The sequence below is a fragment of the Ochrobactrum sp. EDr1-4 genome, assembly GCF_049199085.1.
Lineage (GTDB): Bacteria > Pseudomonadota > Alphaproteobacteria > Rhizobiales > Rhizobiaceae > Brucella.
This window is the reverse complement of record NZ_JBLZOF010000001.1, coordinates 239,199-260,424: the sequence shown is the minus strand read 5'-3', so window position 1 is coordinate 260,424 and position 21,226 is coordinate 239,199. Positions and strand designations below refer to the sequence as shown.

Sequence of the window (21,226 nt, the reverse complement as noted above, 5' to 3'; positions counted from 1 at the left end):
ATGGAAAATACAAATCTCCAATATGTCCGAACGCAAATGGTCGAGGGGGAAACCCCACCTCGTTCAGTGCAGGGCTTTTCGCATTGGCTGCGTGTTAATCTTTTTGCCACGCCTACAGATGCGGCACTGACGATTTTTGGTCTGGCGATTGTTGCGTGGTTTTTGCCGCCGATGGTCCAGTGGCTGTTTATTAATGCTGCGTGGACAGGAACAGACCGCACGGCATGTCTGACGGTCATTCAGGGTGGTGTTCAACCTGAAGGCTGGTCAGGTGCTTGCTGGGCATTTGTGAATGCGAAATATCAGCAGTTTATTTATGGACGTTATCCGTTTGAAGAGCGCTGGCGCGTTGATTTGACAGCGGCATTGTTCGTAATTTTGCTCGTTCCGTTGCTGATCCCGAAAATCCCGCACAAGGTCATCAACGCCATTCTGTTCTTCTTCGCGTTTCCGATTATCGCCTATTTCTTGTTGGTCGGCGGTTCTTTTGGTCTGCGTTATGTTGAAACATCGCTTTGGGGCGGCCTTCTTGTAACATTGGTTTTGTCGTTCGTCGGCATCGCAGTGTCGTTGCCTTTGGGTATTGTACTTGCCTTGGGACGGCGTTCAAAGCTGCCTGTGATCAAGACGATGTCGATCATCTTCATCGAAACGGTGCGTGGCGTTCCATTGGTCACGGTCTTGTTCATGGCAAGTGTTATGCTGCCGCTCTTCCTTCCGCCGGGCGTCACTTTCGACAAATTGATGCGCGCACTGATTGGTGTGGCATTGTTCGCCTCCGCCTATATGGCAGAAGTTGTTCGTGGTGGCTTGCAAGCTATTCCACGTGGTCAATATGAGGGGGCGGACGCACTCGGGCTGGGCTATTGGCAGAAGACAAACCTCATCATCTTGCCACAAGCATTGAAGCTGGTGATACCCGGCATCGTGAACACATTTATTGGTCTGTTTAAAGACACCAGCCTTGTTTACATCATCGGCATGTTTGACCTGCTCGGTATTGTCCGACAGAACTTTTCCGATGCAAACTGGGCTTCTCCACAGACACCTGCAACTGGATTGGTCTTTGCGGGCTTCGTTTTCTGGATTTTCTGTTTCGCCATGTCGCGATACTCTATATTCATGGAACGACGGCTCGACACGGGTCATAAACGATAAGAATAAAGGGAATAATCCAAATGAGTGCACAAAGCGCCCTCCCGCAATCTGAGCTTGGTGTCGAAATCGACCGTACAAAACTGGAAGTCTCGAAGACCGAAGTGGCGATTGAGATCAAGAATATGCATAAGTGGTATGGTGAGTTCCACGTGCTGCGTGACATCAACCTTAAGGTCATGCGCGGCGAACGCATCGTTGTTGCCGGGCCATCTGGTTCAGGCAAATCAACCATGATCCGTTGCGTCAACCGTCTGGAAGAGCACCAGAAGGGCCAGATTATCGTAGATGGCATCGAACTGACAAATGATCTCAAAAAGATCGACGAAGTTCGCCGTGAAGTCGGCATGGTGTTCCAGCACTTCAACCTGTTCCCGCATCTGACCATTCTGGAAAACTGCACGCTAGCCCCGATCTGGGTGCGCAAGATGCCAAAGAAGCAGGCTGAAGAAGTGGCGATGCACTATCTGAAGCGCGTGAAAATTCCAGAACAGGCCAATAAATATCCGGGCCAGCTGTCAGGTGGCCAGCAGCAGCGTGTGGCAATTGCGCGTGCGCTTTGCATGAGCCCGAAAGTCATGCTGTTTGATGAGCCGACATCGGCGCTTGATCCGGAAATGGTCAAGGAAGTGCTGGATACTATGGTGAGCCTTGCTGATGAAGGCATGACCATGATCTGCGTGACGCACGAGATGGGCTTTGCGCGTCAGGTCGCGAACCGCGTGATCTTCATGGATCAGGGCCAGATCGTTGAGCAGAACTCACCAGCTGAATTCTTCGACAATCCGCAGCACGAGCGCACGAAGCTCTTCTTGAGCCAAATTCTGCACTAATTAATCTGATCGTTTCATAAAAATACCCGCCGCGAATAACGGCGGGTATTTTTTTCATTCGTCGTGCGGACCTTCGCAAAACTGAATGCGGTTTCCGAATGGATCAATAACCGCCATCACGCGTCCCCAAGGCTGATCTTCAATACCAGGCCGCATGTATGGATAGCCACGTGAATTGACTTCTTTCTGAAACGCATCCACGCCCTGCATGCGCACGAAAATATTGGCACCGGGGCTACCGTCTCCGTGATGCTCGCTCAAATGCAAGGTAAGACCAGCGCGTGAGACCTGCATGTAGAGCGGCATTCCTGCTGCAAAGCGATGTTCCCAGTCGAGCGTAAAGCCAAGAAACCCAACATAGAAATCCTTGGCCTTTTCAATATCGAAAATCCTGAAGATTGGGCAGGTTTGTTCAAACTGGATTGTCATTCGGGATCGCCTTCTTGATATTTTAAGCGTTATGCATCCTTTGGGAAGCATCTCAGTTATATATTATGTCATTCAATACAGTAGGGAGGAACTGTTATGGCCAAAATGATTTTTGTGAACTTGCCCGTCAAAGATGTCGCTCGTTCGACAGGCTTTTACGAGTCGATTGGAGCAACAAAAAATCCAATGTTTTCGGATGAAACCGCATCCTGCATGGTGTTTTCCGATACGATTCACGTCATGGTTTTAAGCCATGAGAAGTTCAGTCAATTTACACCTAAGAAAATTGCAGATGCCCATACTTCAAGTGAGGTATTGATTTGCCTTTCGGCAGACAGCAAGGCGGAAGTGGACGATACGGTTGATAAAGCTGCCAAGGCAGGCGGGCGCGCAGATCCAGCTCAAAAGCAAGATTATGGTTTTATGTATGGTCGCAGCTTCGAGGATATAGACGGCCATATTTGGGAAATAATGTGGATGGATATGGAAGCAGCTTCCAAAGCTATGGGCTGAACAAATGGGGGCAGGACATAAGGGAGGAGAAAACCATGTCTGGTCTAACTGTTTGCCTCTGGTTCGATAAGCAGGCTGAAGAAGCCGCCAACTATTATGTGTCGATATTCCGTGATCTGGGAAGACCTGCGTCGCTTGACGGTTTGATCCGCTTTAAACATAGCCATCAGCCGGACGGTACGGATGTTGTGGCAGCAAACTTCACGCTCGATGGACAAGCTATGTGCGCGCTGAATGGCGGGCCGGACTTTAAGTTCAATCCCGCAACATCTCTTGTACTCAAATGCAAGGATCAGGCTGAGCTAGATGCATTCTGGGAACGGCTACTAGAAGGCGGTGCGCCTATGGAATGTAGCTGGTTGACCGATAAATATGGCTTCGCATGGCAGATTGTGCCTGAATTCATGCTTGATATTCTGCAAAATGGCTCGCCGGAAGTGAGGCAGCGTGTAGCAAATGCGATGATGACGATGGTCAAGCTCGACATAGCAACGCTTGAAGCAGCCCGTGATGCTGATGAGTGACGTTAGTGAGAGTTAACCGCTGAGACGGCATCATAGCTATAAAGCCAGTCCAGATCTTTTAGGAAACTATCTGGGCTGCGCATGGCGAAAAGCATATTGCGACCAAGCGCGAAAACACCCGTTGCATTATAGGCAAAGCGGTTCATCTGACCGCGTTTGGCGACTGCTGCAATCCGCTCTTTCCGAACAGAATCAAACCGCTTCAACGCTGATTTTTGATCCTCGCTATCCAATGCTTCTGCGAGAGCAGCCGCATCTTCAATTGCCATAGCACCACCTTGGGCTGCAAAAGGCGTGACAGCATGAGAGGCGTCGCCAAGAAAAATCGTTCTGTCTGGGCCAACAAATAGTGCGTCGCTCATTTCAAAGAGTGGCCAATAGGTCCATTCACCTGCAACGTTCAGAACATCGCGAACGGGCTTGCCCCAGTCTTTATAGATGGATTGTAATCGTGAACTGTCACCAGTTTTCGACCAGACTTCACCCGGGTTTTCACCCGTTGTAATGGCAACAAAGTTGAAGAACTTGCCGCCTTTGACTGGATAGGCAATGAAGTGCGCTTTCTTACCCAGCCACGCAGAAACTGATTTTTGCTCCGGAATGGCTGACTTGAAGCTCGCAGGCAGGTCATCGACTGCAACTGTTGTGCGCCATGCGATATGCCCGCTGAAACGCGCTTTGTCATAGCCAGCTTTGGCGCGCTGCATGGACCAGACACCATCGCATGCAATCAGATATTCTGCCTGAATTGTTTCTTCACTGGTACCACGTCTGACAATCGCTGCGATTCCGCTGCTGTCAGTCGTGTGGCTCAGAATTTCTGCACCAAGATTGATCTCGATGTTTGGATTATCATTGCAGGCATCAAGCAGTGCTGATTGCAAATCGGCGCGATGACACACGACATAAGGATAGTGCCAACGCTTTAATGCCTTGTCGCCGAGTTGCATCGCGAGCAAAGGACGAGCTTTGCGCCCATCCATGAGATAGAGCGCCTCTGGTACAACGGCTTGCGAGGATAATCGATCTGCAACGCCGAGACGTTCAAGATGGCGCATTGCATTGGGCGCAAGCTGCAAGCCTGCACCGACTTCCGACAAGGCTTGCGCTTTTTCAAAAAGCTGGACAGACCATCCGCGTGCTGCACACTCAAGTGCAGCACTTAAACCGGCAACACCGGCCCCTGCAATTACTATGCGTCTTGTATCAAGTCTGCTCATATTATCAGCGGCAGGATTGCCGCTCGTTATATTCAGGCAGCTTTATCGGCAGGCGCATCATAGACGCAGCCAGCAGGCAAGGTCTCGTCAGCATGAAGCTGCGGATTGTAGCGATAGAGCGTCGAGCAATAAGGGCATACAACTTCGCTTTCGTGTCCCATGTCGAGAAAGACATGCGGATGATCGAAAGGCGGATTCGCGCCGACGCACATGAATTCCTTTACGCCGATTTCGATGGAGTTGTGTCCAGCGTCGTTCTGGAAGTGCGGGATGATGTGATCGGACATGATATGCTCCGGAGCTTGTGGATCGCGGTACCCAATTCAGGATAGCTATTTTTCAAGCATTTACCGCGTACGGCTTGTTTCTGGAAGCGTTTTCATCAATTCTGGAGACAATTTAAGCAGTTTGCTATCAAACTGTCATATGACAGCCATAGGCTTATGGTCGCGCCGGGATTTTCCGGTAAAAGCCGGGACAGGAAAAATGAACGAAAACAGCATTATGGCACCACATACGACTGATCTGACCATTCAGCCAGCCAATGATCTTTCCGCAGACAAGAATCTCGGAAAAGATCAGAATGCTCACGAAGCTTTGATTGATGATCGAATTTCTGAGCTGATGAAAAGCCCGGAACGTTTTGTTAATCGAGAGTTTTCGTGGTTGCAGTTCAACCGTCGCGTTCTGGAAGAAGCAGGCAATACGCGTCAGCCATTGCTTGAGCGTCTGCGCTTTTTGTCTATCTCCGCAGGCAACCTTGATGAATTTTTCATGGTGCGTATTGCGGGTCTCGCTGCACAGGTTCGCGCAGGCGTTGCCATGCGCAGTGCGGACGGTCGCACGCCGCAGGAACAGCTCGATTTCGTTCTCGAGGAAGTCAGCCGTCTTCAGGAAGGCCAGCAGGAACGCCTCCGTACGCTGCGCGAGGAGCTTGAAAAAGAAAATATCGAGATTGTTCGTCCTGCGGCTTTGTCTAAGGCCGAAAAAGATTGGCTGGAAAACCATTTCCTCGAAACCATTTTCCCGGTTCTGACACCACTTTCCATCGATCCAGCCCATCCGTTCCCGTTCATTCCCAATCTTGGGTTCTCGATGGCGCTGCAATTGGCACGTCGTCTTGATGGCCATCCAATGACGGCGCTGTTGCGCATTCCGGTTGCCTTGAAGCGATTCATTCAGCTTCCAACCGAACAGCAAAATTCGTTCCGCTTCATTACCATTGAAGATGCCGTGAGCCTGTTTATTGGTCGTCTGTTTCCCGGCTACGAAGTGCGCGGTGCGGGCACATTCCGCATCATTCGCGACAGCGATATTGAAGTGGAAGAAGAAGCCGAAGATCTGGTTCGTCTTTTCGAGACAGCTTTGAAGCGCCGCCGTCGCGGTCAGGTGATCCGCATTGAGTTTGATGCCGAAATCCCGGAAGCTTTGCGCGTGTTCGTAGCAACGGAACTCGGTGTTTCGGAAAACCGTATCAGTGTTCTGGAAGGCCTTCTGGCGCTGAACATGATTTCGGAAGTGGTTTCGATTCCACGCGATGATCTGAAGTTCGTGTCTTACAATCCGCGTTTCCCGGAGCGTATCCGCGAGCATGGTGGCGATTGCTTTGCAGCGATTCGCGAAAAAGACATCGTTGTTCACCATCCTTATGAATCATTTGACGTTGTGGTGCAGTTCTTGCGTCAGGCTGCGGCTGATCCTGATGTGCTGGCGATCAAGCAGACGCTTTATCGTACCTCCAACGACAGTCCAATCGTTCGTGCGCTGGTCGATGCGGCAGAAGCTGGCAAGTCAGTAACCGCGTTGGTCGAGCTGAAGGCGCGTTTTGATGAAGAGGCCAATATTCGCTGGGCGCGCGATCTTGAACGCGCAGGCGTTCAGGTTGTGTTTGGTTTTCTTGAACTGAAAACCCATGCAAAAATGTCGCTGGTTGTGCGTCGCGAAGACCAGAAGCTGCGTACATATGTCCATTTGGGTACAGGCAATTACCACCCGATCACAGCGCGTATTTATACCGACCTCTCGTTCTTCACGTCAGATGCGGATATTGCGCGCGATGTGGCACATATCTTCAATTTCATCACCGGCTATGCTCAACCAGCAGAGGAAATGAAGATCGCTATTTCTCCGCTGACGCTGCGCACGCGAATCCTAAAACACATTGAGGATGAGATTAGCAATGCGAAGGCTGGTAAGCCTGCTGCCATCTGGATGAAGATGAATTCGCTGGTTGATCCACAGATTATTGATGCGCTTTATAAAGCCAGTCAGGCAGGCGTTGATGTGGAACTGATTGTGCGCGGTATTTGCTGTCTGCGCCCGGGTGTTCCTGGTCTTTCAGATAATATTCGCGCCAAGTCGATTGTGGGGCGTTTTCTCGAGCATAGCCGCGTTTTCTGCTTCGGAAACGGCTACGATCTGCCGTCTGACAAGGCAATTGTCTATATCGGTTCAGCTGACATGATGCCACGCAATCTTGATCGCCGTGTCGAGACTTTGGTGCCGGTGACCAATGCCACTGTGCATCAGCAAATTCTGTCGCAAATTATGTTTGCCAACATAATTGATAACCAACAGAGCTATCAGCTACTTGCGGATGGCACCTCTCGCCGGATAGAAAAAGCGGATGGAGAAGAAGCCTTCAACGCGCAGGAATATTTCATGACAAATCCAAGCTTGTCTGGTCGCGGAAAGTCACCGAAGTCATCTGCCCCACGCCTGACTGCACATCGCAGACGTGCACAGGCGGAAAGAAAAACGACTTCATGAGTCCAGCAATAGCACAAGGCCGATTGAAGGGCCTCAAGCCCGTCGCGGTTATCGATATTGGATCAAACTCGATCCGTGTCGTTGTTTATGAGGGCATTGTCCGGTCGCCGACAGTGCTCTTCAATGAAAAGCTTCTCTGCGGTCTTGGCAAAGGATTGGCCAAGACCGGAAAGCTCAATGAGAAATCCGTTGATATTGCTCTTCGCGCATTGAAGCGTTTTCGCGTTCTGGCTGAACAGGCGGGCGCGATTTCCATTCATGCGCTGGCAACAGCTGCTGCACGCGAAGCCAAGAATGGTCCTGATTTCATTTCTCAGGCTGAAGCCATTCTCGGAAGACATATTGAAGTTCTGTCCGGCAAAGAAGAAGCCTATTATTCGGCACTTGGAATCATTTCGGGCTTCTATAAGCCACAAGGCATCGCGGGTGATCTTGGCGGCGGTAGCCTTGAACTGGTCGATGTAAATGACCACGATGTCGGTGAGGGAATCACATTGCCTCTGGGTGGTCTGCGCTTGCAGGACATGTCCAACGAGCAATTGCCGGAAGCGGCCAGAATTACCCGTACCGAACTCCAGCGTGCGACGCTTCTTGAAGCGCATCAGGGACAGGTTTTCTACGCTGTCGGCGGTACATGGCGAAATCTCGCCAAGCTGCATATGACGGTGAAGCATTATCCGCTTCATGTCATGCATGGTTATGAGATGGACCCGGTGGAAGCAAAGAGCTTCCTCACGCGTGTTGCCAAAGGCAATATTGATACAATGCGTGGCATCGAGTCGGTCTCGAAGAACCGCCGTCAACTCCTCGCATATGGCGCAACGGTTCTGCTCGAAACCATCCGCCGTATGAAGCCTTCCAAGATCGTGTTTTCTGCACTTGGTGTGCGTGAAGGTTATCTTTATTCACTGCTGCCCAAGAATGAACAGCGGCTTGACCCGCTTTTGGCTTCGGCAGAAGAACTGGCAATCCTGCGTTCGCGTTCTCCGCGTCATGCGCGAGAACTGGCGACATGGACGACGCTTTCGCTGCCGGTGCTAGGGTTCGATGAAACCGAAGACGAGGGGCGTTATCGTCAGGCTGCGTGTCTGGTGGCTGACATTAGCTGGCGCGCACACCCTGATTATCGCGGATCGCAAGCACTCAATATTATCGCGCATGGATCTTTCGGTGGCATTGATCATCCGGGCCGTTCCTTCATGGCCTTGGCGAATTATTATCGCCATGAAGGGCTGGTTGAAGACGAGATTGCCCCGGAAATTCTGAAGCTGGCTACGCCGCGTTTGCGCGAACGTGCAAGGCTATTGGGCGCGTTGCTGCGGGTGGTGTATCTGCTTTCCGCTTCCATGCCGGGAGTTATTCCACGCCTTTATTGGCGCGAGGATGAGAATGGAATCGCGCTGGTTGTGCCGGGAGATATCGCAGATTTGATTTCGGATCGGCCGGAAGGCCGTTTGCAGCAGCTTTCAAAGCTTACAGGCAAGAACCTTTTCTTTGCCGTTGGTGACAGTGCGATTGAAGCAAACGACCATCATTAAAATTGAGTGGTCGACAAACCAAAAGGCCGGCGGAATGTTCTCCGCCGGCCTTTTGTTTAGTTTAATTCAACTGCACGAATGCGTCGGTTTTCAAACTTGATACCGATTTTACCTTCAATGAGATCAAGCGCTTTCTGGCCAAAGACTTCACGACGCCAGCCTTGCAGTGCAGGCACATTGGCCTTCTCGCCTTCGGCGGCAATCTTGTCGATATCATCAGAGCTTGCAACGATCTTGGCTGCAACACCGTGCTCTTCGGTAACAAGCTTCAGCAAGACTTTCAGAATGTCTCCAGCAGCGGCACTCCCTTCAGGAGAATGCGATTGCTTCGGCAATTTTGGCAGGTCCTCTTTCGGAATAGCCAGTGCAGCCTGAACGGCAGTCACAAGGCCGCCAGCCTGTGCCGAACGCTCCCAGCCTTTTGGGATCGAACGCAAACGACCGAGCGCTTCCGCATCTTTCGGCTGCTGCTGCGCGATTTCTGCGATCGTGTCATCCTTGATGACACGTCCACGCGGCACATTACGCTCGCGGGCTTCACGTTCGCGCCATGCTGCAACCGACTGCACAATTGCAAGTTCAATCGGCTTGCGCATACGCGTCTTCACGCGCTTCCATGCATCATCTGGATGCAGGTCATAAGTTTCGCGTGCACTCAGCACGGCCATTTCCTCATTGACCCACTCGCTGCGACCTTCTTTCTCAAGCTCATCTTTCAGATAAAGATAAATGTCGCGCAGATAGGTAACATCAGCCAGCGCGTAATCGAGCTGCTTGTCTGACAGTGGACGGCGGCGCCAGTCGGTAAAGCGTGAAGACTTGTCGAGATGCTTGCCGGTGACTTTTTGAACCAGCGCATCATAGGAAATGGCATCGCCAAAGCCGCAAACCATCGCGGCAACCTGACTGTCAAAAATCGGGGTAGGGATGAGATCGCCCAGATGGAAGACGATTTCGATGTCCTGCCGTGCCGCATGGAAAACCTTAAGTACTTTTTCGTCTGCCATCAGGCGGAAGAAAGGTGCAAGATCAAGGCCCGGAGCGAGCGCATCGACCAAAGCGGTATGGTCAGGCGAGGCCATCTGAATGAGGCAAAGCTCCGGCCAGAACGTCGTTTCCCGAATGAATTCGGTATCGACTGTCACAAAGTCGGATTTGGCTAAGGCGGATACGGCCTCTTCAAGGGCCTCTGTGGTCGTGATGAGCTGCATGTTTTTCTTTTTAGAGCGCATCCTGAAAAGTGTGAAGCGGTTTTCGGTTAAGATGCGTGTTTAAACAAAATATTCAGAGACGGCCCGCTTGTCGTGCCGCAAGAGTGATATTGCGATGAGATAACACGTAAATAGTGATTTTTGTCGACATATTCTGTCAAGCTGGTTTAACACAGGTAGTGTCGGCTTGACAAAGCGTGATCAAAATGCGCTTTTCCGCCCGAATTGCAGCGCTTTGCTTGCACAAGATTTATAAAGTTCCAAAAGGCAGAAATCATGCACCGTTATCGCAGCCATACCTGCGCAGCCCTTCGCAAATCGGATGTTGGTTCAAAAGTCCGTCTGTCTGGCTGGGTTCATCGCGTCCGTGACCATGGTGGCATCCTCTTCATCGACATTCGCGATCATTACGGTCTGACCCAGATCGTCGCTGATCCTGATTCGCCAGCGTTCAAAATTGCTGAAACCGTTCGCGGTGAATGGGTTATCCGCGTCGATGGTGAAGTCAAGGCGCGTACCGGCGAAGCCGTAAACGCAAACCTGCCGACCGGCGATATCGAAATTTTCGCAACCGAGATCGAAGTTCTGGCCGCAGCCAAGGAATTGCCGCTGCCCGTGTTCGGCGAACCGGATTACCCGGAAGACATTCGCCTCAAGTACCGTTTCCTCGACCTGCGTCGTGAAACGCTGCATAAGAACATCATGAGCCGCACAAAGATCATTGCAGCGATGCGTCGCCGCATGACCGAAATTGGCTTTAATGAATTTTCGACGCCAATTCTGACGGCCTCGTCGCCAGAAGGCGCGCGCGACTTCCTCGTGCCGAGCCGTATTCACGAAGGCAAGTTCTACGCGCTGCCGCAGGCTCCGCAGCAGTATAAGCAGCTTCTGATGGTTGCCGGTTTCGACCGCTATTTCCAGATCGCGCCTTGCTTCCGTGATGAAGATCCGCGTGCAGACCGTCTGCCGGGCGAATTCTACCAGCTCGATCTTGAAATGAGCTTCGTTACTCAGGAAGAAATCTGGGAAACGATGGAACCTGTCATGCGCGGCATCTTTGAAGAGTTTGCCGAAGGCAAGCCTGTCACGCAGCAGTTCCGCCGCATCGCTTATGATGATGCAATCCGCACCTATGGTTCAGACAAGCCAGACCTGCGTAACCCGATTGAAATGCAGGCAGTGACCGAGCATTTTGCTGGTTCCGGCTTCAAGGTCTTTGCGAACATGATCGCAAACGATCCCAAGGTCGAAGTCTGGGCAATTCCGGCAAAGACCGGTGGCAGCCGCGCATTCTGTGACCGCATGAATTCATGGGCACAGGGCGAAGGTCAGCCGGGTCTCGGCTACATCTTCTGGCGCAAAGAAGGCGATAAGCTCGAAGGCGCAGGACCGATTGCCAAGAACATTGGTGAAGAACGCACAGAAGCGCTTCGCGAGCAGCTTGGTCTCGGCGATGGCGATGCTTGTTTCTTCGTGGCTGGTCAGCCATCGAAGTTCTACAAATTCGCAGGCGACGCCCGCACGCGCGCTGGTGAAGAATTGAACCTCGTTGATCGTGAGCGCTTTGAACTTGCTTGGATTATCGACTTCCCGTTCTACGAATGGGACGAAGACAACAAGAAGCTCGACTTCGCACACAACCCGTTCTCAATGCCGCAGGGTGGGATGGAAGCACTGCAAACGCAGGATCCGTTGTCGCTCAAGGCTTACCAGTACGATCTGGTCTGTAACGGCTTTGAAATCGCTTCCGGTTCGATCCGTAACCAGCTGCCGGACGTCATGGTTAAGGCGTTCGAACTGGTTGGCCTCAGCCAACAGGACGTGGAAGAGCGCTTTGGCGGTCTCTATCGTGCATTCCAGTACGGCGCGCCTCCACATGGCGGCATGGCTGCCGGTGTTGATCGTGTGATCATGTTGCTCGTTGGCGCAAAGAACCTGCGCGAAATCTCGCTGTTCCCGATGAACCAGCAGGCGCTCGATCTTCTGATGAACGCACCTTCGGATGTTTCGACCGCGCAGCTGCGCGATCTGCATATTCGTCTGGCGCCGACGCAGAAAAGCTGATCGGTTCAGATATGAAATCAAAAAGCCCGGTCGCGAGATCGGGCTTTTTCTTTGGCCTTATAAACAAGCAAAAGAAAACCCGGTGAGCAGAGCGCACCGGGTTCGTTGAATTAGTATCAGATCAATCAGTTGTTGGCTTCAACTGCGACCTTCAGAAGTGGAATGATCTTCGTTGGATCGAGTGATGCTGTCGCAACGATTGATGCAAAGCTAACCGACTGGTCAGGCGTAGCCGAAATCGTCAGCGACTTTGGATCGTCGAAATACTTTTCAGCCGCGGTCTTCAACTGCTGAGCAAATTCCGGGTTCTTGAGCTGTGTAGCCATAAGCGGAACCATCATTTTCAGCTGTTCGCCAAGCGTTTTGCCGTCAGAACCCTGCTGCTTGCCGTAATAATCTAGCAGCTTCTGCGTGAGGGTTTCATTGTCAAAGCGGATTGTCAGGTTCTTAAGGCTCAGCTGTTCAGCAAGACCGAGAATAGCCAGACCAGCAGCGTCCTTGTCGGCATCTGCCTTTGTCATGTTCTGCTGGGTTTTCTGAACGGCTTCAAGGAATGCAACATCATAGCCGGCAAGCGCACCGGTGATGTCGATTTTGCCGAGTTCCTTTGCACTGATCTCGAACTGGTCGAGGGATGCGTCGCCAGACTTCGGCAACCACGTGCCTTTAGATGTAACTGAACCGTTGAAGGTATTCATGTCGAGCGGCGCAAGTGGGTTCTTGCCATCCTTCTCGAAGGTAGCGTCAATATCTGCAATGGTCAGCGCGTAGTCGATTTTCTCAGAGCGATTGGCGGCCCCCAGCGTTGCTTCGAAACCTTTGACCGTTGCACCATCCGTGCCCGGTGTTCCAAACGCCATTTCATCTATCTTCATCTTTTCGTAGAGAACCATCTGGTTGAGCGCGCCTTCAGCCTTTTCAGATGGAATCGAGATGTTTTCCATCGAGATACCCTTGATGGAAACTTTGTCGTTCTTGTTTGCTTCGCCCGCAGGGATATCAATGTCAGCAACAACTGCTTTTTCAATGCTGTAGCCGCCGTCTGATGTATCCTCAACGTTTTCGAGGGTAATGTCGCCGAGAGCTATTGCCTTGTCGGAAACAGTTGCAAGCTTGATCTTCGTGCCTTCAAGCACAATGTCGGAGCCATCAGCTTTGACATTGGCAAAGCTCAGTTCTCCGCCCTGCTTGGCATACATTGCCTTGAGGCGTTCAGCGACGGCATTGGCATCGGCGGCCATAGCTACGCTGCCAAATACCAACGAAAGTGCCGTGCTTGCTGCAAATACGCGCGCGGCCTGCTTACTAAGAACGAAAACCTGCATTTATTGGCTCCTGATCATTCGGTAAAAAATTCAAATGTCTACATAAGCTTTTACGAAAGGAAAAACAGCCCGTTTCGCTTTTCCTGTGTTCCTTGTGGCAAAAACCACGATAATTTCTCTATACAGGAGCAATGACGGCATATTTGCGACGAATGTACTGGATTGGTTCTCATCACTACTTGCTGACGAATCGCGCAATTGGTACTGAGAATTATGGGTAAAAGTCTGATTCCGCCGGGCGACGGCGAAGAACACATCGAACGGGTCGATCTCAAGTCTGCGCTTGAAGAACGCTACCTCGCTTATGCGCTGTCCACGATCATGCATCGTGCGCTGCCGGATGTGCGCGATGGTTTGAAGCCGGTTCACCGCCGTATTGTGCACGCGATGCGTCTGCTGCGTCTTAATCCTGATCAGGCCTATGCAAAATGCGCGCGTATCGTTGGTGATGTGATGGGTAAATTCCATCCGCACGGCGACGCCTCGATTTACGATGCACTGGTGCGTCTCGCGCAGGATTTTGCCGTTCGTTATCCGCTCGTGGACGGGCAGGGTAATTTCGGCAATATCGACGGCGATAATGCAGCTGCAATGCGTTACACCGAAGCGCGAATGACAGAAGTGTCAACGCTGCTGCTCGAAGGCATCACCGAAAACGCCATCGACTTCCGCCCGACTTATAATGAGGAAGACGAAGAACCCATCGTCCTTCCGGGTGCATTCCCGAACCTGCTCGCCAATGGCTCGGCCGGTATTGCGGTCGGCATGGCGACCAATATTCCGCCGCATAATGTGGCGGAGCTTTGCTCATCCGCGCTGTATCTCATCAATCATCCCGATGCGAGCGTCGAAGAACTGATCACTTCGCCTGCGCAGTGGGAAGAGTTGAAAAAGGAAGCGGAGAGTGATCCCACAGCGCTTTTGAAATGTAAGGTGCGCGGTCCTGATTTCCCGACTGGCGGTATTCTGGTCGAGGATCATGCCAATATCGTTGAAGCCTATCGCACCGGTCGCGGCTCGTTTCGTGCGCGCGCACGCTGGGAAAAGGAAGAGGGCAATCGCGGAACTTGGGTGATCGTTGTCACTGAAATTCCGTATCAGGTTCAGAAGTCGCGCCTGATTGAAAAAATTGCTGAGCTTCTTCTGGCGAAGAAGCTGCCGCTGCTTGATGATATTCGCGATGAGTCTGCGGAAGACATTCGCATCGTTCTGGAACCGAAGAACCGCACGGTCGATCCAGAATTGTTGATGGAATCGCTGTTTAAGCTGACTGAGCTTGAGAACCGCGTTTCGCTCAACATGAACGTGCTTTCGCATGGCAAAGTGCCCAATGTTCTTTCGCTTGGCGGCGTGCTCAAAGAATGGCTCGAACATCGCAAGGAAGTGCTGGTTCGCCGTTCCGAATATCGCCTGGCGGAAATTGAGAAGCGACTGGAAATCCTCGGCGGTTTCCTGAAAGCCTATCTCAATCTTGATGAAGTCATCCGTATCATTCGTGAAGAGGATGAGCCGAAGCAGGAGCTGATGCGGTTTTTCGATCTGACGGATAATCAGGCCGAAGCCATTCTCAACATGCGCTTGCGTTCGTTGCGCAAGCTTGAAGAGTTCGAAATCCGTAAAGAATTTGATGGCCTAACAGCCGAGAAATCTGATCTGGAAGGCTTGCTCGCTTCTGGCACGCGCCAATGGAAGAAGATCAGCACTGAAATCAAAGCTGTCCGCGAAAAGTTTGGGCCAGCGACCAAGCTTGGCAAGCGTCGAAGCACCTTTGCTGAAGCGCCAACCCACGATCTTGAAGATATTCATCAGGCGATGATCGAGCGTGAGCCGGTCACAATCGTTGTGTCTGAAAAGGGCTGGTTGCGCGCGATGAAGGGCCATATGGCTGACTTCTCGACACTAGCTTTCAAGGAAGGCGATAAGCTCAAGCTCGCTTTCCACGCTGAGACTACGGATAAGATTCTGTTCTTCACGACGGGCGGCAAGTTCTTCACCATTGGCGCGAATACGCTTCCGGGCGGTCGCGGTCATGGTGAACCGATCCGCATTCTGGTCGATATGGAAAACGATCAGGATATTCTCACCGCTTTTGTCCATGATCCGCAGGCGAAGCTTCTGCTTGTGTCCCATGAAGGCAATGGCTTCATCGTGTCTGAGAATGAAGCCGTCGCCAATACCCGCAAGGGTAAGCAGGTGATGAATGTGAAGGCGCCGGACGAAGCCAAGCTTTGTCAACGTATTTCAGGTGATCACATCGCGGTGGTCGGCGAAAATCGTAAGATGGTCGTCTTCCCGCTTGCTGAAATTCCGGAAATGACCCGCGGCAAGGGTGTGCGTTTGCAGAAATACAAGGATGGCGGCATTTCCGACATTCGTACTTTTGCAATTGCTGACGGTTTGTCGTGGCAGGATTCAGCTGACCGCACATTCAATCGCAACAAGGAAGAGCTTGTTGAGTGGATTGCGGCTCGTGCCTCAGCCGGTCGTACGGTGCCAAAGGGTTTCCCACGTTCGGGAAAATTCTAAAACAAAGGCGGCTTTGATGCCGCCTTTTTATTATCCTTCAAATTTCTGCCATCCACGTGGCCCGAGATGCTCCTGCGGTCTGAACCGCGTCTTATATTGCATCTTCCGTGAGCCTTCGACCCAATAGCCGAGATAGACATGGGGCAAGCCAGCCGCACGTGCACGCTGGATATGGTCGAGGATCATGTAGGTTCCAATGGACCGCTCATGCATATGCGGTGAGAAGAACGAATAGACCATCGACAGACCGTCAGCCATCACGTCGGTAAGAGCGACCGCGATCAGCTCTCCGTCACCCTTGGCGCTGATGAAACTATCCGGCCCGCGTCGGCGATATTCGATAATCTGCGTATTAACGTGGGTGTCTTCGACCATCATCGCATAATCGAGCACTGTCATATCGGACATACCGCCCGAATGGTGCCGTGCATCCAGATAATCGCGGAACAATGCGTATTGTTCGGTGCTTGGTTGCGCCTTGTGCGGACGACCAATCAGATCGCGATTGCGATCCCACACCCGGCGCATGCTTTTGTTCATCTCGAACTCACCCGTCAGGATTCGTACCGAAACGCAAGCGCGGCACATCTCACATGCAGGTCTGTAGGCAATGTTTTGAGAGCGACGAAAACCACCTTGCGTCAGCAGATCATTGATCTCGCTGGCTTTGTCTCCAACGAGATGCGTAAAAACCTTACGTTCCATTTGCCCGTCGAGATACGGGCAGGGCGATGGAGCCGTTAGGAAAAACTGCGGAGACTGTTGCGGTTGATGGGTCATTCAATATCCACGAAACGGCAATACCGAACCATCTCTTTGTGATTTTTATAGGCATGTCTTGATCCCAAAACCGGTTTCCACTTTTGGGAGACATGCTCTAAAGATTGAGCCGGCTGCACAAAACGTCAATAGACATTTTGTGCAGCCGGCCCTGAATTTTTTTGATGCTTGATTATCGATCCGAACGGATGACGGCAGTTCCAAGCAAGAGGTCATGCACGGCACGCTTACGGTCAATGACCAGCGTGGCAAGCAAGATTAGTGGGGTCAGCACTACATTAAGGCCCCAGAATAGAACTGTGTGAACCACAGCCAGCATCGGGTCGACAGTTCCGCCTTCAAGACGAACGATTTTGATGTTCATCATCTGCATGCCTTTGGTGGCCTGCTGTGGTCCGCCCAGCGTGCGCGAAACGTAGAACAGAGCGACGACCGGAAACATGATCGCATAAAGCGCCCAGCCAAGCGACAGTGTGATGATGCCAAGGATGAAAATTACTATGGCAGCCGGAATGCACAATAGAAACACGATGAGATAGTCGATGAGGAACGCCATGATACGACGCGTGCGCACGCCTTCAAAAAATGCGCGGCTTTCGTAACGCGGCCCTATAACTTCGCCGTGTAGAATATGATCGGACATTGTCCCTTCCAGTCGTTAATACGAAAAGCGTTCGGGAAATAAACCGTCCGCTGCTCCGCACGTCGCGGAACAGTCTCAAGGTGGTGCATGAAACAGGCTATTTCAAGGAAATAGCGTTTTGGAAATTAGCTTTGGCTTTTCAGCTTTTCCGCCACATCCAGCGCGAAGTAAGTGAGAATACCGTCGCAGCCCGCACGTTTGAAGGCGAGAAGACTCTCCATCATGACTTTTTCTTCGTCGATCCAGCCATTCATGCCGGCAGCTTTGATCATCGAATATTCGCCTGATACCTGATAGGCATAAGTCGGCAGGCGGAACGTGTTCTTCAGACGATGGATGATGTCGAGATAAGGCATGCCGGGCTTCACCATCAGCATATCAGCGCCTTCCGCCACGTCCTGTTCGGCTTCCCGCACAGCTTCTTCCGGGTTCGCCGGATCGATATAGTATGTCTTCTTGTCGCCCTTCAACAGACCAGCTGTACCGATTGCATCGCGATATGGGCCATAGAAGGCTGATGCGAATTTGGTTGCGTAGGACATGATCGGCACATGGTTGAAGCCATGCGCATCCAGTGCCTGACGAATAGCGCCGATACGACCATCCATCATATCGGAAGGTGCAATCACATCTGCACCCGCCTCTGCTTGAGACAGTGCGCCACGAACAACCATGGCAACCGATTCATCATTGATGATTTCGCCATTACGCAAAATGCCGTCATGACCATGCGTCGTGAATGGGTCGAGCGCTGCGTCCGTGATGATGCCGATTTCAGGCACTTCTTTTTTGATCGCACGCACGGCGCGATTGATCAGATTGTCGGGGCTTGCAACATAAGCACCGTCCTCGGTCTTTACTTCTGCTTTTTCACGCGGGAAGGGCGCAATCGCAGGGATACCAAGCTTCGCGGCTTTCTCTGCCATACGCACAGCCATGTCGACCGAATAGCGTTCTACGCCGGGCATGGCATCGACTGCTTCGGTGACGCCGGTTCCGTAGGTCAAAAAGAATGGCAGGATCAGATCGTCTACCGTCAGATGTGTTTCCTGAACCAGTCTGCGTGACCAGTCGGCCTTGCGCATGCGCCGCAGACGACGGCCTCCGGTCACATCATCGACGTGGCCCGAAATGTTGGCAGGAGAAATGTTGTTCAGACGATCAGTCATATAAATGTTCCCGAGAGAAGAAAGCTTGGGAATCTACCGGTTCGGAAGCTTAGTGTGTGTTGCAGACGGTTTATCACGGGAAAAGTGGCTAAACCAAGCACAATAGCCTGTGCAGGATTGACGCGGGGCTTTTCAGTTTCTACCCATTGAAAGCATTTCCAGCAAAAGTGCGGAGCGGTTTTGCGTAAGATAATGCGCAAGATAGAATGATTAACGTGTTTCGAACCTTCGGTCTTATCTGAAACACTTTGATCATACGGGAGAAAGCGACATGCAGATTGACTTCGGTGGCGGCAGCGAAATCAGCTTTGAACGTAAGGGTAAGGCTGGCCTTGTCAGGCTTACACGCACATCTGCGCTCAATGCTCTTACCCATAAAATGATTCTTGCGCTCGACCGTGCTTTGCAAGCATGGGAATCGGATGATGATGTCGTTGTCGTTATTGTCGAAGGTGAAGGTCGTGCCTTCTGCGCGGGTGGTGATGTTGTGGCCGCTTATAAGGCTGGCCAGGAAGGAACGCCTGCATTTGATTTCTTCCGTGACGAATATCGTCTCAATGCGCGCATTGGACGGTTCCCAAAGCCATATGTCTCTTTGTTGAACGGCATTGTTATGGGCGGTGGCGCAGGTATCTCCATTCATGGCTCGCACCGGATCGTCACTGAAAATACGCTTTTTGCCATGCCAGAAACAGGTATTGGCTTTTTCCCCGATGTGGGTGGAAGCGCGTTCCTGCCGCATCTGCATGATAATTTCGGCTATTATCTCGCTCTAACGGGTAATCGGATTCGCTGGGGCGATTGCCTGCAAAGCGGTATTGCTACTCATGCTATATCAAGCAGCGATCTGGATGATCTGCGCGATGATTTGATTGCAAAAGCCGATATTGATGCGGCTCTGGCGCGTGCTCAATATCCTGATTTCGAAACATCTCCCGAAGCCCGCAACGTGATTGCCGAAAGTTTTGAGCATGCAACGCTTGCTGAATGTATCGAAGCGCTGCAAAAGGCTGCAGCAAATGGCAGCAAGCCTGCAACGGATATTTTGACAGTTCTTGCTACGCGGTCGCCAACCAGTTTAGCGGTGACATTCCGTCAGATAGCTGATGGCCGTGCGCTTGATCTCGATGATTGTATGCGCATGGAATATCGCATTGCATCACGCATGTTGGCAGGGCACGATTTTTATGAAGGCGTTCGGGCAGTTTTGATCGATAAGGACGGGGCGCCAGTCTGGCAGCCTGCGTCGATTGATGAAGTGAAGCCGGAAACGGTCAACGCGTATTTTGCCAATCTTGGCGAGAGGGAACTGAGCTTTTGATGCGTCAGGATGAGTTGCACCAGCATATCCAGCCCAGTGGCACGGAATGGTCTTTCGTATGGTTTATGCGTTTGATCTCTTTGGCTGCGCTTGCGAGCGGCGTTTATTACTGGATTAAGCTGATTGGGGTGCAACCCGGCTTGTTGTGGCGCTTTGATCTGATGCCGTGGCAGTGGCAAACGGCCTGCGTTGCTTTGGCACTCTTGATGCCCGTAGCGGCAACTGGCCTTTGGATGCGTGCGCCGTGGGGGCCGGTTTTATGGGTCGTGGCAGCGCTTGGTGAGATAGCGATCTATTCCGTCTTTGCCCGACACTTCGAATATCGGCCATTGATTGTTGGTTTTAATGCGATCTGCATCCTCATTTATGTTGTCTTCCGCATCATGCTCTTTCTAGAAAAGCGCCGGCTGTCACGCGTCGGTCTTGCCGTCTGAATTGATGTGCTGGTAACAAAACATTAAGCCTGAAATTGCATTTCGCTTGGTAAGCTACTGTTAAGGCTGACTTTTAATTCGAATTTTATGCATCTCGTCTAAATTCCTATCCAGACACGGTGAAAACACCGGCTGAACAGGAAAGAGAGTGACCTCACGTAAGGTTGCTCCGACAGAGAGGCAAAAGACATGATCAATGCACAGCACAGAATGGATGCATCTGCTCCGCTTTTGAATCCCGAAGCAGCGCTCCGCACACTTTATCTTGAAGCATTACAGCTCGTTGAGCGTCTGCATCGTCGTCTGCTCGACGTCATCAAGGATGAGTTTGATCGCGCTGGTCGAAGCGACATCAATGCGACACAGGCGTTGCTTTTGTTCAACATCGGTAATTCCGAACTGACCGCAGGCGAGTTGCGTTCGCGAGGCTACTATCTTGGTTCTAACGTCTCTTACAATCTGAAAAAGCTCGTTGATATGGGCTTTATCAATCATGAGCGTTCAAGCACAGATCGTCGTTCGGTGCGTGTCAGCTTGAGCGATAAAGGCAATGAAATCGCCGATCAGGTGCAGTCTCTTTATCAGCGTCATATTGCTTCTATTGAGCAGGTCGGTGGCATTCAGGTGGAAGAGTTTACAGCCATGAACCGTTCGTTGCAGCGTCTCGATCGTTTCTGGAATGACAGCATAGCGTACCGACTGTAGTATTTTGTTGCAGAACGGTCACAATTGCGCCGGTTAATACGACGAACTGCATGATTGCTAGCTATTT

General features: G+C 51.6%; 19 protein-coding genes. 11 read left to right on the top strand and 8 right to left on the bottom strand.

The genetic code is table 11. From position 1 onward, the window contains the following. The gene (locus ACOZHT_RS01340; protein WP_339508309.1) at nucleotides 1-1,158 is read left to right on the top strand and encodes an amino acid ABC transporter permease; all 1,158 of its coding nucleotides are present in this window, start codon (nucleotides 1-3) and stop codon (nucleotides 1,156-1,158) included. A gap of 20 nt (nucleotides 1,159-1,178) precedes the next feature. After that, a complete protein-coding gene (locus tag ACOZHT_RS01335; RefSeq protein WP_421565268.1) occupies nucleotides 1,179-1,988 on the top strand; it encodes an amino acid ABC transporter ATP-binding protein in 810 nt (269 codons plus the stop codon). Between the two features lie 54 nt (nucleotides 1,989-2,042). On the opposite strand, the gene ACOZHT_RS01330 is transcribed toward ACOZHT_RS01335, so the two are convergent. Further along, a complete protein-coding gene (locus tag ACOZHT_RS01330) occupies nucleotides 2,043-2,417 on the bottom strand; it encodes a glyoxalase superfamily protein (RefSeq protein ID WP_421565267.1) in 375 nt (124 codons plus the stop codon). Nucleotides 2,418-2,513: 96 nt separating this feature from the next. On the opposite strand from ACOZHT_RS01330, the gene ACOZHT_RS01325 reads away from it, so the two are divergent. Together ACOZHT_RS01325 and ACOZHT_RS01320 are read left to right on the top strand one after the other, a co-directional pair. Next, the gene (locus ACOZHT_RS01325; RefSeq protein WP_421565266.1) at nucleotides 2,514-2,930 is read left to right on the top strand and encodes a VOC family protein; all 417 of its coding nucleotides are present in this window, start codon (nucleotides 2,514-2,516) and stop codon (nucleotides 2,928-2,930) included. Between the two features lie 35 nt (nucleotides 2,931-2,965). After that, on the top strand, nucleotides 2,966-3,454 hold the full coding sequence (locus ACOZHT_RS01320; RefSeq protein WP_339508316.1) for a VOC family protein: 489 nt from the start codon (nucleotides 2,966-2,968) through the stop codon (nucleotides 3,452-3,454). Between the two features lie 2 nt (nucleotides 3,455-3,456). On the opposite strand, the gene ACOZHT_RS01315 is transcribed toward ACOZHT_RS01320, so the two are convergent. Together ACOZHT_RS01315 and ACOZHT_RS01310 are read right to left on the bottom strand one after the other, a co-directional pair. Then, nucleotides 3,457-4,674, bottom strand: coding sequence for an FAD-binding protein (locus ACOZHT_RS01315; protein ID WP_421565265.1), 1,218 nt, complete (start codon nucleotides 4,672-4,674; stop codon nucleotides 3,457-3,459). Nucleotides 4,675-4,706: 32 nt separating this feature from the next. Next, a complete protein-coding gene (locus ACOZHT_RS01310; protein ID WP_187545513.1) occupies nucleotides 4,707-4,961 on the bottom strand; it encodes a zinc-finger domain-containing protein in 255 nt (84 codons plus the stop codon). A gap of 199 nt (nucleotides 4,962-5,160) precedes the next feature. Between ACOZHT_RS01310 and ACOZHT_RS01305 the strand changes: the two genes are divergently transcribed. Together ACOZHT_RS01305 and ppx are read left to right on the top strand one after the other, a co-directional pair. Next, nucleotides 5,161-7,443: an RNA degradosome polyphosphate kinase gene (locus ACOZHT_RS01305; protein ID WP_421565264.1), complete on the top strand. Its 2,283-nt coding sequence runs from the start codon at nucleotides 5,161-5,163 to the stop codon at nucleotides 7,441-7,443. Then, the gene (ppx, locus tag ACOZHT_RS01300; RefSeq protein WP_339508325.1) at nucleotides 7,440-8,981 is read left to right on the top strand and encodes an exopolyphosphatase; all 1,542 of its coding nucleotides are present in this window, start codon (nucleotides 7,440-7,442) and stop codon (nucleotides 8,979-8,981) included. Before ACOZHT_RS01305 ends, ppx begins: the two co-directional genes overlap by 4 nt. 56 nt (nucleotides 8,982-9,037) lie before the next feature. Here ppx and rnd read toward each other — a convergent pair whose 3' ends face one another. Continuing rightward, nucleotides 9,038-10,192 carry a ribonuclease D gene (gene rnd, locus ACOZHT_RS01295; protein ID WP_339508327.1) on the bottom strand — a complete coding sequence of 385 codons (1,155 nt, stop codon included), beginning with the start codon at nucleotides 10,190-10,192 and terminating at the stop codon, nucleotides 9,038-9,040. Between the two features lie 276 nt (nucleotides 10,193-10,468). Between rnd and aspS the strand changes: the two genes are divergently transcribed. Continuing rightward, entirely contained in the window at nucleotides 10,469-12,256 is a 1,788-nt protein-coding gene (gene aspS / locus ACOZHT_RS01290; protein ID WP_339508329.1) for an aspartate--tRNA ligase, read from the top strand. Between the two features lie 125 nt (nucleotides 12,257-12,381). Here aspS and ACOZHT_RS01285 read toward each other — a convergent pair whose 3' ends face one another. Continuing rightward, the gene (locus ACOZHT_RS01285) at nucleotides 12,382-13,581 is read right to left on the bottom strand and encodes a hypothetical protein (RefSeq protein ID WP_339508331.1); all 1,200 of its coding nucleotides are present in this window, start codon (nucleotides 13,579-13,581) and stop codon (nucleotides 12,382-12,384) included. Between the two features lie 213 nt (nucleotides 13,582-13,794). Between ACOZHT_RS01285 and ACOZHT_RS01280 the strand changes: the two genes are divergently transcribed. Next, on the top strand, nucleotides 13,795-16,107 hold the full coding sequence (locus ACOZHT_RS01280; protein ID WP_339508333.1) for a DNA topoisomerase IV subunit A: 2,313 nt from the start codon (nucleotides 13,795-13,797) through the stop codon (nucleotides 16,105-16,107). Nucleotides 16,108-16,137: 30 nt separating this feature from the next. On the opposite strand, the gene ACOZHT_RS01275 is transcribed toward ACOZHT_RS01280, so the two are convergent. From ACOZHT_RS01275 to hemB, 3 genes are all read right to left on the bottom strand, one after another. Then, nucleotides 16,138-16,887, bottom strand: a complete 750-nt coding sequence (locus ACOZHT_RS01275) for an arginyltransferase (protein WP_339508335.1) — start codon at nucleotides 16,885-16,887, stop codon at nucleotides 16,138-16,140. Between the two features lie 172 nt (nucleotides 16,888-17,059). After that, a complete protein-coding gene (locus tag ACOZHT_RS01270) occupies nucleotides 17,060-17,530 on the bottom strand; it encodes an RDD family protein (protein ID WP_339508336.1) in 471 nt (156 codons plus the stop codon). 125 nt (nucleotides 17,531-17,655) lie between these two features. After that, complete coding sequence (gene hemB / locus ACOZHT_RS01265; protein WP_339508337.1) at nucleotides 17,656-18,699, bottom strand: porphobilinogen synthase; 1,044 nt, start codon at nucleotides 18,697-18,699, stop codon at nucleotides 17,656-17,658. A 271-nt stretch (nucleotides 18,700-18,970) separates the two neighbouring features. Between hemB and ACOZHT_RS01260 the strand changes: the two genes are divergently transcribed. The 3 genes from ACOZHT_RS01260 (at nucleotide 18,971) to ldtR (ending at nucleotide 21,159) form a co-directional block, all read left to right on the top strand. Continuing rightward, a complete protein-coding gene (locus ACOZHT_RS01260) occupies nucleotides 18,971-20,020 on the top strand; it encodes an enoyl-CoA hydratase/isomerase family protein (protein ID WP_339508338.1) in 1,050 nt (349 codons plus the stop codon). Continuing rightward, nucleotides 20,020-20,454 (top strand): DUF6163 family protein, encoded by a 435-nt coding sequence (locus tag ACOZHT_RS01255; protein ID WP_339508339.1) that lies wholly within the window; start codon nucleotides 20,020-20,022, stop codon nucleotides 20,452-20,454. Before ACOZHT_RS01260 ends, ACOZHT_RS01255 begins: the two co-directional genes overlap by 1 nt. Nucleotides 20,455-20,643: 189 nt before the next feature. Further along, nucleotides 20,644-21,159 (top strand): transcriptional regulator LdtR, encoded by a 516-nt coding sequence (gene ldtR / locus ACOZHT_RS01250; protein WP_250039598.1) that lies wholly within the window; start codon nucleotides 20,644-20,646, stop codon nucleotides 21,157-21,159. The last annotated feature ends 67 nt before the right edge of the window (nucleotides 21,160-21,226 follow it).

Coding starts and splice junctions, on each gene's coding strand:
- ACOZHT_RS01285 (WP_339508331.1), bottom strand. CDS start 13,581: ATGCAGGTTTTCGTTCTTAGTAAGCAGGCCGCGCGCGTATTTGCAGCA.
- ACOZHT_RS01255 (WP_339508339.1), top strand. CDS start 20,020: ATGCGTCAGGATGAGTTGCACCAGCATATCCAGCCCAGTGGCACGGAA.
- ACOZHT_RS01270 (WP_339508336.1), bottom strand. CDS start 17,530: ATGTCCGATCATATTCTACACGGCGAAGTTATAGGGCCGCGTTACGAA.
- ACOZHT_RS01310 (WP_187545513.1), bottom strand. CDS start 4,961: ATGTCCGATCACATCATCCCGCACTTCCAGAACGACGCTGGACACAAC.
- ACOZHT_RS01330 (WP_421565267.1), bottom strand. CDS start 2,417: ATGACAATCCAGTTTGAACAAACCTGCCCAATCTTCAGGATTTTCGAT.
- ACOZHT_RS01325 (WP_421565266.1), top strand. CDS start 2,514: ATGGCCAAAATGATTTTTGTGAACTTGCCCGTCAAAGATGTCGCTCGT.
- ACOZHT_RS01320 (WP_339508316.1), top strand. CDS start 2,966: ATGTCTGGTCTAACTGTTTGCCTCTGGTTCGATAAGCAGGCTGAAGAA.
- rnd (WP_339508327.1), bottom strand. CDS start 10,192: ATGCAGCTCATCACGACCACAGAGGCCCTTGAAGAGGCCGTATCCGCC.
- ACOZHT_RS01305 (WP_421565264.1), top strand. CDS start 5,161: ATGAACGAAAACAGCATTATGGCACCACATACGACTGATCTGACCATT.
- ACOZHT_RS01280 (WP_339508333.1), top strand. CDS start 13,795: ATGGGTAAAAGTCTGATTCCGCCGGGCGACGGCGAAGAACACATCGAA.
- ACOZHT_RS01275 (WP_339508335.1), bottom strand. CDS start 16,887: ATGACCCATCAACCGCAACAGTCTCCGCAGTTTTTCCTAACGGCTCCA.
- ACOZHT_RS01260 (WP_339508338.1), top strand. CDS start 18,971: ATGCAGATTGACTTCGGTGGCGGCAGCGAAATCAGCTTTGAACGTAAG.
- ACOZHT_RS01315 (WP_421565265.1), bottom strand. CDS start 4,674: ATGAGCAGACTTGATACAAGACGCATAGTAATTGCAGGGGCCGGTGTT.
- ppx (WP_339508325.1), top strand. CDS start 7,440: ATGAGTCCAGCAATAGCACAAGGCCGATTGAAGGGCCTCAAGCCCGTC.
- hemB (WP_339508337.1), bottom strand. CDS start 18,699: ATGACTGATCGTCTGAACAACATTTCTCCTGCCAACATTTCGGGCCAC.
- ldtR (WP_250039598.1), top strand. CDS start 20,644: ATGATCAATGCACAGCACAGAATGGATGCATCTGCTCCGCTTTTGAAT.
- ACOZHT_RS01335 (WP_421565268.1), top strand. CDS start 1,179: ATGAGTGCACAAAGCGCCCTCCCGCAATCTGAGCTTGGTGTCGAAATC.
- ACOZHT_RS01340 (WP_339508309.1), top strand. CDS start 1: ATGGAAAATACAAATCTCCAATATGTCCGAACGCAAATGGTCGAGGGG.
- aspS (WP_339508329.1), top strand. CDS start 10,469: ATGCACCGTTATCGCAGCCATACCTGCGCAGCCCTTCGCAAATCGGAT.